The sequence below is a fragment of the Streptomyces sp. NPDC030183 genome (assembly GCF_055573455.1).
The window spans coordinates 1-12,209 of record NZ_JBVIBK010000058.1 but is presented as its reverse complement, the minus strand read 5'-3'; the positions used below and the strand labels follow the sequence as shown (position 1 = coordinate 12,209).

Below are 12,209 nucleotides of genomic sequence, written 5' to 3'. Positions count from 1 at the left end.
GCATCAGCGTCCTGTTCGCCATGCTCCGCGACGGAACCTTCTACGAGCCGAGGAGCCCTCGACTCGCTTGACGAAGGACATAGAGGCACCCCCCGCAGTACTCTGCCTGAAGTGCCCCGCACGTAGTACTACGCATGAAGTGACGAATGCGGTGACGAGAACGCAGTGACGAGACCGGAGTGGTGTCCATGGTGAGACGGAACGACCAGCGCCGCGCCGCCCTCGTCGACGCGGCGATCGAGGTACTGGCCAGGGAGGGCGCCCGCGGCCTCACCTTCCGTGCGGTGGACGCCGAGGCCGCCGTCCCGGGCGGCACCGCGTCCAACTACTTCGCCAACCGCGACGACCTCCTCACCCAGGCGGGCGCCCGCGTCTACGAGCGCCTCCAGCCCGACGAGGCCACCATCTCCCGCCAGCGGGCCGCCGGCCGCGACCGGGAGACGTACGTGCGGCTGATGCGCGAACTCGTCGGCCGGGTCGCCGCCTTCCGCACCGGTTACCTCGCGCTCCTCGAACTCCGCCTGGAAGCCACCCGCCGTCCCGAGCTCCGCAAGGTCCTCACCGAACGCGTCCGCGCCGACGTCGACGCCAACGTCGCCTACCACGAGGCGTCCGGCCTCCCCGGCGACGCCACGGCCGTCAAACTCCTGATACTCACCCTGAACTGGCTGATCGTCGAACAGCTCACCCTCCCCGACGTCTTCTCGGAGGCCGAGCGGGAGCAGCTGGTGACGGCCGCCGTCGAACGCGTCGTCACCGCCGAGTAGGCGGGCGCCCCGGCCCGCCCGGGACCCCCGCCTCCCCCGCCTCCCCCGCCTCCCCCGGCGCCGGCACCCGGGACAGCAGCAGCGTCCGCCGCTCCCGGTCGACCTCGACGAAGGCCACCGCCACCTCGTCCCCCGCCTCCACCGAGCCCTCGGCAGCCACCGAGGGCTCCGCCGCGCGCCCGGGCGACGACCGGACGAGCCCGTGGATGCCGTCGGCGACCTCGACGAACACCCCGAAGGGGACCGACCTGGTGACCCGCCCCCGCAGGACCTGCCCCACCGCCACCGCGTCGGCGAACTCCTGGAACGGGTCCGGCAGCAGCGCCCGCAGGGACAGCCGCGCCTCGCCGTTGGTGGTGTCGAACACCAGGAAGGCGCCGGACACCCGCTCCCCGACCCGCACGACGTCCGCGGGGTCCTCGAAGTACCGCCAGGAGAGGTCGGGGAAGGTGACGAACCCGACGCCGGGATGGATCGGGTGCCCCGGCCCCTCGTCCAGCGCCACGAACACACCGAAGCTCTCGATCGAGGCGACGGTGCCGGTGAGCACCTGCCCGGCCTGAAGCCCTTTCAGAAACCGCCACAGCCGCGGGTGCCGGGTGGCCGCCGCCGACATCCGCACCTCGCCCCGGCCCGGATCGACCCCGATGACCTCACCGGTGACCCGCCGCCCCACCACCGGCTCGGCCTCCGCCCGCGCCCCCCACGTCAGATCCAGCGCCCCCACGACCCCCAGCGGACGCCACGGGAACCCGTCCAGCACCACGGCCGCCCCGCGGGACGTCACCTCCGCGACGACCCCGCCGAGCACGTCACCGACCCGCACCCCGACGAGAAACGCCCGCACGTCCCCCCGCTCACCGTCCTCCACGCCTGCGTCCTCCCCGGTGGCCGAAACCGCTCCCTGGGGCCGTCCTCGGGTCCGTACCCCACCGGCCGAGCCTCCCTCAAGCCGGGCGGTACCACCTAGGCTGGCGAACAAGATCACTTCCATGGGGAGCGGGACAGCAGTGCGCAGAGAACGCCACCAGGTCGACGCGGCGGCGATATCCGCGGTTCGCGAGGACTTCCACAACCGGATCGTCGGTGAGGTCTGGTCGATGTCGAGGGCCGGCGCCATGACGGCCCACGAGTGGTGGTGGATCTCGGACCGGCTCGTGGAGTACCTGGCCGCCCTCTCCGTCCAGACCCCCGACCTGCGCGTCCCCGAGGCCAAGGCGGTCCTCGACGACGCCACCGAGGCGGCGGCAGGCGCGGTCGCGTACACCGTGTACCACCCGCACCACCGCTTCCAGGTCTTCCTCGACTACGTGAACTTCGGCAGGGACTACGAGCCCGAGCCGGGCCACCCCGAACCACCGCCCCCGGCCACCCCGCCCCGCTGGCTCGACTCCTTCTGTCTGGCCGTCCTCTCCGACAAGGCCGAATGGCACGGCGAGGCATTCCACTTCGCCCGCGAGGCCGCCCAGGAGGGCGGAGCGGGCCTGCCCTCGGTCGAACTGATCAACGGCTTCATGGCGTACGTCATCGGTGACACCGGGGACGACACCGCCGGCCACCCGCCCTCCCGGGCGGCCGTCCTCGCCGCGCTCGACGCCGCGTACGCCCGGATCCACTCGCTGGACCACATGACCGGCGGCGCCCAGGACCTCCTCCGCCACCCCCACACCACGGCCCTGCACGCCCTGCGCGCCCTGACCAGCGGCGACCGGGCCGCCTTCAGCGCCCAGCTGACCGAACTGCTCCAGCCGTACAGCTCCCTGTCCGGCCCGGTCACCAGCCCGGCCACCCTGCTGCCGCTGCTCCCCCTCGCCCTGACGGCCCTGGCCCACCGCAGGGAGGGCTGGCCACCGCCCCTCGACACCGACTACCTGCCGTACGCCCTGGTCACCGGCTTCGCGGCGCCCGGTCCCCGGGTGCGGGGGTTCGGCCGCGACCGACGCCGCGACGCGGTCGACGAACTCGCGGCGGGCCCGGTGGTGTTCGAACGCCCGGGGAACCCGCAGCCGATCCACCCGACCAGCGAGGCCGACTACGAGCAGTACACCCGGGAAGCCTTCACGGCGGTCGACGGCAAGCCCCTGTCACCGGCGAGGCTGGCGTGGGGCATCGGCTACCAGGAGATCCTCCTCAAGGCCCGCGCCTCGCACTCCGCCGACGTCACGGACGGGCAGCTCGCCAACCTGCGCCTCGCCGCCGAGATGGGAGCCGCCCTCTTCCGCACCACGCTCGCCGCTCCCGGCACGGACGTCGAGGTGACCATCGACGGACAGCGCCTCGTCTACCCGGCGTACCACGGGGACCAGGCCGGACCGGGCGCCTGGCACACCGCCGTCAACCTGGCCCTGGTCACCGGCGTGCGCGAGCACCTGGCCCCGCTGGTCCTCGCCGGTCCCGCGTGCCTCGCGCAGGACGACTCCGCGTTCGCCTCGTACCGCGAGGCCCTGCTCACCTACCTCCGGGGCGAGGACCCCGAGCCCGTCACGGAACGGGCCCTGCACGACCACGAGAAGGCCAAGGACTGGGGCTTCTTCCCACCCCCCGCGATCCTCTTCTCCCAACTGGTCGAGGGCGACGAGGAAAGCTTCAACCTGGCCCTGCTGGACGCGCTGGAGGCCCACCGCGACCACCACCAGGTGGCCGACCGCGCCGACACCACCGACGCCGCCCTCAACCTCGACATCCTGGCCCTGACCTGCCACGCCCACCGCCGAGGCTGGACCACCCCCGTCACCACCCCCTACCTCCCGCCCCGCCTGCTGAAAGCGGCCCGCCCCTTCTGAACCGTGACGACCACGGGACGATCGTGATCCCCCGCACTTCCGGCTGCCCCAGCCGTACCCCTTACGTCCACATCAGGCACACTCGAAACCCGGCGAACACCGGATCGACACCCCGTCAGAAGCGGGAGCGGACCGGCTACTTCACCACCACCGGCCCCACCAGGCCGAACCACCCGGAAAAGGGGGATTAACGACGGAACCACACCACAGGTTCCGGTTCATCCTCGTTGCCCGGCGTAACCTGCCGTGATACACAGAGTGACTATACGACCCTTCGTGTACCGTTCCGCGTCCCCCGTTAGGGTCCCGCGCGGGCCGGAAGCAAGGGATACGTACGAAACCCGCCAATCAATGACGCCAAGTCGACATACGACAGCGTCATTGTCGGCGAGAATGGGCCCGACCTCTGCGCACCCGCGCCAGAGGTGCAGCGCGGACGCCGAACCGGACGCGATGCAGAGCCAGCGGAACTACCCACTAGGGGCGGTGACTTACATGTTCATTGCGGCCGACAAGGGCGACATCACCACCATCATCGGCGGAATCGCCCCGGACTGGGGGCCCTTCGGCAGCCTGGGCAACGAGGCGCGCGTGATGATCGAGGTCGTGATGGCGGTCGCCATCCTCCTCTGCCTGGGCATCGCCATCTGGGGCGCGGCCAAACAGCGCATCGGCGCGACCGCCCTGCGCGACACGTTCAGCGCCGAACAGGGCAAGGGGCTCATCATCGCCGGTCTCACCGGCGTCTTCATCATCGGTTCACTGGGCACGCTCTTCACCATCGTGTACGGCATGGCCGTGTAGGCGCCGCGAACCGGCCACGTCCCGGCCGGGCACGCCCCGCTCCCCGGTTCCCCCCTAACCCACCCGTCCGTCGTGCCCACCGGCTGAGGTTGCGTCTCCCTGATGTCGAGTCACCACACCGCGCCCGCGCGGGAACCAGCGCGGCTACCGTCGTATTGCCACGCGTTTTCGTACGCGTCCACGTACGGCGACGATGTCGATGTTGAAGGGGCGAACGCGGCATGAGTCTCGGCGACGACCACGGCTACGGCGAGTCCTCGCGCGGCGCCGACGACACGTCATACGGGGGGTACGCCGGCACCGGCCAGACCCGCACCCGCCTCCCCGACCGCGGCGGCGACCCCTACGGCGGCGCCCCCCGCCGCCCCCGTTCCTCCTCCAGAAGCCTCGTCACCATCGTCGGCGTCATCGTCCTCCTCATCGCCGCGATCGCCTTCGCGAACCGAGGAGACGACGACACGACGAACGGCACATCAACCGGAGACAAGGCAGAGACGCCCCCCACAGCAGCCTCGGGCGAACGCCCGGTCACCACGAAGGCCGGCGGTATCCCCTCCGGCTTCGCCCACGACCGGCAGGGCGCCGAATCGGCGGCCGCCAACTACGCCGTGGTCCTCGTCTCCGCCGACATCCTCAAGCCGGCCCGGCGCACCGAGATCGTCCAGCAGGTCTTCGTCGCCGACAAGGCAGCCGAACTCGAGAACAGCCTCAACAAGGCCTACGACAAGAACTTCCTCTCGAACGTCGGCCTCGACGAGAACGGCAACGCGCCGTCCGGCAGCACGTACGTGTCACGGACCATGCCGGTCGGCACCAAGACCACGAGCTACTCGAACAGCACCGCGACCGTCGACGTCTGGTGCACCGGCGTGTTCGGCATGGCAGCGGAGGACACCACCAGCCCGGTCACCAGCGACTGGTTCACGATGACGCTCCAGATGCGCTGGACCGACGGGGACTGGAAGGTTGACACCTTCGCACAGAAGGAAGGCCCCGCGCCGGTCAACGGTGACAACAAGGTCTCGGCGTCCGACGAGATCTCGAAGGCCGTCGAGGAGTACGGAGGGTTCACCTATGCCCGGTAGGCAACACCGCGTACTCAAGCTCGCTGCAACTGTGACAGCCGTACAAACCGCGGCCATCCTGCTGGCCACCAAAGCGACGGCGGACCCGAGTCCTTCTCCGTCCCCCTCCGGCTCGGACGACCGGTGCGACCTCATCGTCGGCCCCGCCAAGGACTACTGCGAACGAGAATCCGGCGACAAGGGCGACACCAGTACCGTCCCCGACAAGATCACCTCCACCCTCGACCCCCTCTCCTCCCTCGCCCAAGGCTGCGCCGACGCCGCCTCCTGGACCATCGACAAGCTCTCCGCGGCCGTCAACGACACCGCGAACGTCGACTTCACGAACCCGAAGTTCCTCCAGCAGTACGCGGTCGTCTTCGCCGCGTCCACGATCCTCACGCTCATCCTGTGGCTGCTCGCGGTCGCCAAGCGGGCCGTACGAGGCGTCCCCCTCACCACGGCCCTGTCCGAAGCCGTCGGCTTCCTCTGGCTCACCGTCCTGGCCTCCGCCTTCACCCCCCTGATCCTCTACACGATCGTCTCGGCCACCGACGGAGTGACCGAGGTCCTCGCCAAGGCCACCGGCGACCAGACCGACACCTTCTTCGGCAACTTCTCCGGCGCCCTCAAGAAGGGCGAGGACATCGGCGGCGGGCCCATCATGCTCATCGTCGTCTCCCTCGTCTCCATCCTCGCCGCCGGCGTCCTCTGGCTGGAGCTCGTCATCCGCGCCGCCCTGCTCTACGTCGGCGCCCTCCTCGGCACCGTCGTCTACGCCGGCCTGGTCGACAAGAACCTGTGGGGCCACGTCCGCCGCTGGGCCGGCATCATGATCGCGGTCATCCTCATCAAACCCGTGATCGTGATCGTCCTCGGCCTCGCCGGCGCCCTCTCCTCCGCCGACGGCCCCGACGCCTTCTCCGCCGTCGTCTCCGGCCTCGCGATCATCCTCCTGGCCATCTTCGCCTCCGCGATGATCTACCGCTTCGTCCCCGGCTTCGGCGACGAGATCGCCAACTCCCGCAACAACCGCCTGATGGGCGGCGCCGAAAGCAAGGCCGCCGCCGTCATCAGCTCCCCCGCCACCCTCGTCGCCCAGGGCATCAAGACCCACAGCACCCGGGCCGACAACAACGGCGGCGGAGGCGGAGGCGGCCCCAGGCCCGCCAACCCCGTCTCCGGCGGCGTGGCCGCCCACAGCTCACGCGCGGGCGGCGGCGGATCTGTCCCCTCCGCCGCACCCCCGCCCCGCACGAGCCCCACCAACACCCCCCACGCCAGTAACACCCGCAACAGCAACCGCACGGGAGGTGAAGGGCGTTGACGACCGAGTCCCACTTGTCCCATCCGGTCACGCCCCGCCGTACATATCTGATCGGCCGCGCCCGGCCGAACGCGATCATCGGCCGGAACCGCGAGTCCGGCGAGATCGCGCTCATCATCGCGGGCGCGTTCCTCGGCATGATGTGCGGTCTCCTCGTCCCGGTGCTCGTCCCACGCATCGCCCTGCTGACCGGCTTCCCGCTGCTGGCGCTCGCCGCGGTCTACGTCCCGTACAAGCGGCGCACCTTCTACAAGTGGTTCGAGATCAACCGCAGCTACAAGCGGACCGTCCGCCGCGGCGCCACCTACCGCTCCGCCGCCATGGAGGCCGGCACCAGCCTCGACGGCCGCGAGGTCGAGGTCGGCCCCCCGCCGGGCATCGGCCGCATCACCTGGCTCGCCGCCCCCTTCGGCCCGGACGAGATCGCCGTCCTGCTCCACGCCGACCGCAGAACCGTCACCGCCGCCATCGAGATCGAGGGCCCCGGCGTCGGCCTGCGCGACTCCGAGGACCAGGAAGCCCTCGTCGACCGCTTCGGCACCCTCCTCAAGCACGTGGCCAACGGCGACGGCTTCGTCACCCGCCTCCAGATGCTCGCGCGCACCCTGCCCGCCGACCCGGACGCCCACGCCAAGGACGTCGCCCAGCGCGGCGACGAACGCTCCCCCGGCTGGCTGCGGGCGTCGTACGACCAGCTGCAGTCCATGGTGTCCACCAGCAGCGAGCAGCACCGCGCGTACCTGGTCGCCTGCATGCACTACACCCGCGAACTGGCCGCCGAGGCGCACGCCATGGCCCGCGCCGCCCGCCCCCAGGGCAGGAAGCTCGACAAGGACGCCGGCCTCGCCGTCGTCATGGCCCGTGAGCTGACGGACATCTGCTCGCGCCTCCAGGAGGCCGACATCCGCGTCCGGCAGCCCCTCGGCCAGGGCCGCCTCGCCTCCCTCATCCACTCCATGTACGACCCGGACCACCCGATCGACCACATCCAGGCCATGACCAGGCGCAACGCCTGGCCGGCCGAACTGGACGCGACGGAACCCGACTACCTCCAGGCCAAGACCCGCGAGTCCTCCACCCGCGCCCCCTGGTGCCACGCCACCGCCTGGGTGAAGGAGTGGCCGATGACCCCGGTCGGCGTGAACTTCCTCGCGCCGCTCCTCGTCCACACCCCCGACGTCATCCGCACGGTCGCCGTCACCATGGACCTGGAACCGACCGAGGTCGCCATCGAACGCATGCTCACGGAGAAGACCAACGACGAGGCGGAGGCGTCCCGCGCCGCCAAGATGAACCGCACGGTCGACCCCCGCGACGTGGCCTCCCACTCCCGCCTCGACCAGCGCGGCGAGGACCTGGCCAGCGGTGCCGCCGGCGTCAACCTGGTCGGCTACATCACCGTCTCGTCCCGTTCCCCGGAGGCCCTCGCCCGCGACAAGCGGACCATAAGGGCCTCCGCCGGGAAGTCGTACCTGAAGCTGGAGTGGTGCGACCGCGAGCACCACCGCGCCTTCGTCAACACCCTCCCGTTCGCCACCGGAATCCGAAGGTAGGGCCACCGCGATGCGGGATCATTCGGACAGGCAGGGCTCACCACCGGGCTCAGCGACAGGGCAGGAGGTACGTCACTGATGCGGGACCCGCTGTCCGTCCTCACCGACGCCTTCACGTCCTTCCTCTTCGGCAAGGTCGAGACGACCCGCCTCCCCGTGCGCACGTCCACCGGCCAGGCCCAGGCGGTCTACCTGCCGACCGCCGCCCCCGGCCTCGGCGACTCGGGCGTGATCATCGGCCGCGAGGTCTACTCCGGCAAGGGCTACATCTACGACCCCTTCCAGCTCTACGGCCAGCAGCTGCCCGCCCCGCACTGGCTCGTCCTCGGCGAGTCCGGCAACGGCAAGTCGGCCCTGGAGAAGACGTACGTCCTGCGCCAGCTCCGCTTCCGCGACCGCCAGGTCGTCGTCCTCGACGCCCAGGGCGAGGACGGCGTCGGCGAGTGGAACCTCATCGCGCAGGAGCTGGGTATAACTCCCATCCGCCTGGACCCCACGGCCGCCCTCGACCACGGGATCCGCCTCAACCCCCTCGACCCGTCGATCACCACCACGGGCCAGCTCGCGCTGCTCCGGACGATCATCGAGGTGGCGATGGGCCACGGCCTGGACGAGCGTTCCGGCTTCGCCCTGAAGGTCGCGCACGCCTACGTCAACGAGACCATCGTCGAACGCCAGCCGGTCCTCACCGACATCGTCGAGCAGCTCCGCCACCCCGAGCCCGAGTCCGCGGAGGCGATGAACGTCGCCATAGACGACGTGCGCGCCTGGGGCCTGGACGTGGCCCTGGTCCTGGACCGCCTGGTCGACGGCGACCTGCGGGGCATGTTCGACGGCCCGACGACGGTCGGCATCGACCTGGACGCCCCGCTCATCGTCTTCGACCTGTCCCACATCGACCGCAACTCCATCGCCATGCCCATCCTCATGGCGATCGTCGGCGTGTGGCTGGAGCACACCTGGATCCGCCCCGACCGGAAGAAGCGCATCTTCCTGGTCGAGGAGGCCTGGCACATCATCAACAGCCCGTTCGTCGCCCAGCTCTTCCAGCGCCTGCTGAAGTTCGGCCGACGCCTCGGTCTGTCGTTCGTCGCGGTCGTCCACCATCTCTCCGACGTCATCGACGGAGCGGCGGCCAAGGAGGCGGCCGCGATCCTCAAGATGGCGTCGACCAGGACGATCTACGCCCAGAAAGCGGACGAGGCCCGCGCCACGGGCCGCGTCCTGGGCCTCCCCCGCTGGGCGGTGGAGATCATCCCCACCCTCACCCCGGGCATCGCGGTCTGGGACGTCAACGGCAACGTACAGGTCGTCAAACACCTGATCACCGAGACCGAACGCCCGCTCGTCTTCACCGACCGCGCCATGACCGAGTCCTCCGACGACCACCTCCTCGACGACGACGCCCTGCGCGCCGCCGAACTGGAGGCCGAGGAACGTGCCGCCGCGTTCGTGGAGCACCTGAGCGACATCGACGGCTACGGCTCCTCCGAGTCCACGGTGGCCTGAGCGGGCGAGGGACGGGCCGGTACGGGCGGACGAGCAAGCCGTACCGGCGAGGGAACGGGCGTGAACGGCGCAGGAGGAGACGGCGTGAACGGCGGCGTGCGATGAGACCAGACGACCGATACCGGCACCCCCAGCAAGGCGGTGGCGGCATCCCCGACGGGCTGCTGATCGCCGTCCTCGGTTTCCTGGTCGGCACGACCCTGCTCGTCTGGTCCGCGACCGGCCTGGCCGCCCTGTTCACCCACGGCGCCTGGCCGGACCGCGTCACCTTCACCCGCACGCCCATGGCCGTACGGAGCCTGGTCTCGGCCCCCCAGGACCTCCCCACCGCCTGGCCCGACACCCCCGCCGCCCAGCTCTCCGGCTACGGCCTGTTCTGGGGCCTCTTCATCGGCCAGCTGATGATCCTGATCGTGCTCACGGTCTTCATCACGGGCACCCTGGCCCGCTGGAGAGCCGTCCGCGCGAGGGAGAGGACGGCACAAGCCCGGGCAGAGGCCCAGCCGACTCCTCTCCCGCCCCAGAGCCACATCCCGTCACCGCCGGTCCCGGAACCGAGGAACGGCACCACTCCCCTCACCGGCGCCACCCCGCCCTCGTTCCCGCTCACTCCGACCGCCGGCACCGGCACCGGCACGGAGAGGGAGCCCGTGGCCGCCGGAACGGACACCGCCTACGAGACGAGCGCCTCCCCGTCACCCACCCCGGTACCCCAGCCCGCGCCCCCTCCGCCGGCGCTCTCCCTGCCCACACACGCGGAAGTCCCACCGGCCTCCCTGGCGAACGACAGCGCCCCGGCGGTAGCCGTGCCCACCCCCTCCGTGCTCTTCGGCGGAGCCGAGGCCCGCCGCCCCGCCGCCGCCCAGGCGGTGCGCGACGCCGAGGGCCCGGTCCTGGTCGTCACCTCCGACGCCGCCCTCTGGTCGGACACGAAGGACGGCCGGGCGAAGCTGGGCCCGGTCCTCCTCTACGACCCCGGACACCGCTGCGACACCCCGGCCCGCCTCCACTGGTCCCCCATCTCCGGCTGCGAGGACAAGCCCACCGCGGCGGCCCGTTCCAAGGCCCTGCTGGCCCCGATCCGCCCCACGGCCAAGATCGACCAGGCGGTGGCGGACGCGGCGGAGACGCTCCTCCGCTGCTATCTGCACGCCGCGGCAATAGACTCGCGCACCATCCGCCACCTGCACCGCTGGGCCCAGGGCACCAACGTCCAGGAAGCGGTACGGGTCCTCCGTACGAACCCCAAGGCGGCCGCCGGCTCCGCGGGCGAACTGGAATCGGCCCTCACGTCCCACCCCGAACGCCGGGACATCGCCCAGGCCCTGACGGCCCGAGCGCTCTCCGCGCTTTCCACGGTCAACGTCCGGGAATCCTGCACGCCGAACCGAGCGGACTCCCTCGTCCTGGATTCCTTCGTCCACGAGGGGGGAACGCTCTATGTGGTCGGCGACCCCATCGAGGACCCGAAGGCGAACCCTTCCGCGATGCCGCTGTTGACGGCACTCGCCTCAAGCGTGGTCGAGCGCGGCCGGCGCATGGCCGAACGGTCATCCTCCGGCCGCCTCGACCCACCACTCACCCTCGTCCTCGACGACGTGGCCGCGGTGGCCCCCCTGCCCCAGTTGCCCGACCTCCTGGCCACCGGCAAGGACCGGGGCCTGCCGACACTGGCGCTCCTCCGCTCCCGCGAACAGGCCCGAGCCCGCTGGCCCCATGCGGAGCTACCGGTCTAGCTCGCGGTCGAGCACGAACTCCAGCTCGGACTGCCCGCCGTGACCGGCCACCGGCACGGTCCGCCCGCTCGGTATGAACCCCACCTTGCGGTAGAACGCCTGGGCCCGCGGGTTCTCCTCGTGGACGATCAACCGAACCCGTTCCACGTCACGGCTCCAGGCCCACTCCACGGCCGCGTCGAAGAGCCGCTCGGTCAGCCCTCGGCCCCGTTCCTCCGGCCGCACATACACGCCGACGAGATGGCCTTGCCGCCGCTCCACCGGCCACCCGGCCCAGTCCGTGGACCCGGCCTCTTCGATCAGTACGGTGACGGACCCGACCCATGTTCCGTCGCCCTTCTCGGCGACGATCTGCCGCACGCCGACCGACCCCTCGGCACCGCCGGCGGCCCGCTCTTCCCAAAACGAATCAGGCTTGCTGACTGCTTCTTCATACGTATCCAGGAAGGCCACGGGGGCCATGGGATCCTGCAACGAGGCAAGCCGCAGTTCCTTCACCGCGGGCCACTCCTCCGGGCGTATGAAGCGAACCGTGTATTTCTCCGCACCCGTGTCACTCATACGACGACCCTAAACGCAGAAAGCCCCCGCCGGTTTCCCGGCAGGGGCTTTCTCAAAAATTGTTCGGCGGCGTCCTACTCTCCCACAGGGTCCCCCCTGCAGTAC

10 protein-coding genes are annotated in these 12,209 nt (G+C 70.8%); 8 read left to right on the top strand and 2 right to left on the bottom strand.

Annotated features, from left to right (window positions below; all coding sequences use genetic code 11):
* Nucleotides 1-188: 188 nt before the first annotated feature.
* Nucleotides 189-767, top strand: a complete 579-nt coding sequence (locus ACZ4Z2_RS36895; protein ID WP_468082104.1) for a TetR/AcrR family transcriptional regulator — start codon at nt 189-191, stop codon at nt 765-767.
* Here the strand turns inward: ACZ4Z2_RS36895 and ACZ4Z2_RS36890 are convergent.
* Nucleotides 754-1,638 (bottom strand): S1 RNA-binding domain-containing protein, encoded by an 885-nt coding sequence (locus ACZ4Z2_RS36890; protein ID WP_468082103.1) that lies wholly within the window; start codon nt 1,636-1,638, stop codon nt 754-756. The genes ACZ4Z2_RS36895 and ACZ4Z2_RS36890 overlap by 14 nt on opposite strands.
* 139 nt (nt 1,639-1,777) lie before the next feature.
* Between ACZ4Z2_RS36890 and ACZ4Z2_RS36885 the strand changes: the two genes are divergently transcribed.
* The 7 genes from ACZ4Z2_RS36885 (at nt 1,778) to ACZ4Z2_RS36855 (ending at nt 11,543) form a co-directional block, all read left to right on the top strand.
* Nucleotides 1,778-3,550: an immunity 49 family protein gene (locus ACZ4Z2_RS36885; protein ID WP_468082101.1), complete on the top strand. Its 1,773-nt coding sequence runs from the start codon at nt 1,778-1,780 to the stop codon at nt 3,548-3,550.
* Nucleotides 3,551-4,045: 495 nt separating this feature from the next.
* Nucleotides 4,046-4,354: a hypothetical protein gene (locus ACZ4Z2_RS36880; RefSeq protein ID WP_055519934.1), complete on the top strand. Its 309-nt coding sequence runs from the start codon at nt 4,046-4,048 to the stop codon at nt 4,352-4,354.
* Nucleotides 4,355-4,575: 221 nt separating this feature from the next.
* A complete protein-coding gene (locus ACZ4Z2_RS36875; RefSeq protein ID WP_468082099.1) occupies nt 4,576-5,439 on the top strand; it encodes a DUF8175 domain-containg protein in 864 nt (287 codons plus the stop codon).
* Entirely contained in the window at nt 5,429-6,745 is a 1,317-nt protein-coding gene (locus ACZ4Z2_RS36870) for a hypothetical protein (protein WP_468082098.1), read from the top strand. Before ACZ4Z2_RS36875 ends, ACZ4Z2_RS36870 begins: the two co-directional genes overlap by 11 nt.
* Complete coding sequence (locus ACZ4Z2_RS36865) at nt 6,742-8,298, top strand: SCO6880 family protein (protein WP_468082097.1); 1,557 nt, start codon at nt 6,742-6,744, stop codon at nt 8,296-8,298. Before ACZ4Z2_RS36870 ends, ACZ4Z2_RS36865 begins: the two co-directional genes overlap by 4 nt.
* Before the next feature lie 78 nt (nt 8,299-8,376).
* Nucleotides 8,377-9,807 (top strand): ATP-binding protein, encoded by a 1,431-nt coding sequence (locus ACZ4Z2_RS36860; RefSeq protein WP_468082096.1) that lies wholly within the window; start codon nt 8,377-8,379, stop codon nt 9,805-9,807.
* Nucleotides 9,808-9,908: 101 nt separating this feature from the next.
* Nucleotides 9,909-11,543: a type VI secretion protein gene (locus tag ACZ4Z2_RS36855; RefSeq protein WP_468082094.1), complete on the top strand. Its 1,635-nt coding sequence runs from the start codon at nt 9,909-9,911 to the stop codon at nt 11,541-11,543.
* Here the strand turns inward: ACZ4Z2_RS36855 and ACZ4Z2_RS36850 are convergent.
* The gene (locus ACZ4Z2_RS36850) at nt 11,532-12,104 is read right to left on the bottom strand and encodes a GNAT family N-acetyltransferase (protein WP_468082093.1); all 573 of its coding nucleotides are present in this window, start codon (nt 12,102-12,104) and stop codon (nt 11,532-11,534) included. The genes ACZ4Z2_RS36855 and ACZ4Z2_RS36850 overlap by 12 nt on opposite strands.
* Nucleotides 12,105-12,209 lie beyond the last annotated feature (105 nt).

What these genes read in the sequence shown, in the direction of transcription:
- ACZ4Z2_RS36895 (WP_468082104.1), top strand. Translation starts at nt 189, where the DNA reads ATGGTGAGACGGAACGACCAGCGCCGCGCCGCCCTCGTCGACGCGGCG.
- ACZ4Z2_RS36880 (WP_055519934.1), top strand. Translation starts at nt 4,046, where the DNA reads ATGTTCATTGCGGCCGACAAGGGCGACATCACCACCATCATCGGCGGA.
- ACZ4Z2_RS36875 (WP_468082099.1), top strand. Translation starts at nt 4,576, where the DNA reads ATGAGTCTCGGCGACGACCACGGCTACGGCGAGTCCTCGCGCGGCGCC.
- ACZ4Z2_RS36870 (WP_468082098.1), top strand. Translation starts at nt 5,429, where the DNA reads ATGCCCGGTAGGCAACACCGCGTACTCAAGCTCGCTGCAACTGTGACA.
- ACZ4Z2_RS36860 (WP_468082096.1), top strand. Translation starts at nt 8,377, where the DNA reads ATGCGGGACCCGCTGTCCGTCCTCACCGACGCCTTCACGTCCTTCCTC.
- ACZ4Z2_RS36855 (WP_468082094.1), top strand. Translation starts at nt 9,909, where the DNA reads ATGAGACCAGACGACCGATACCGGCACCCCCAGCAAGGCGGTGGCGGC.
- ACZ4Z2_RS36850 (WP_468082093.1), bottom strand. Translation starts at nt 12,104, where the DNA reads ATGAGTGACACGGGTGCGGAGAAATACACGGTTCGCTTCATACGCCCG.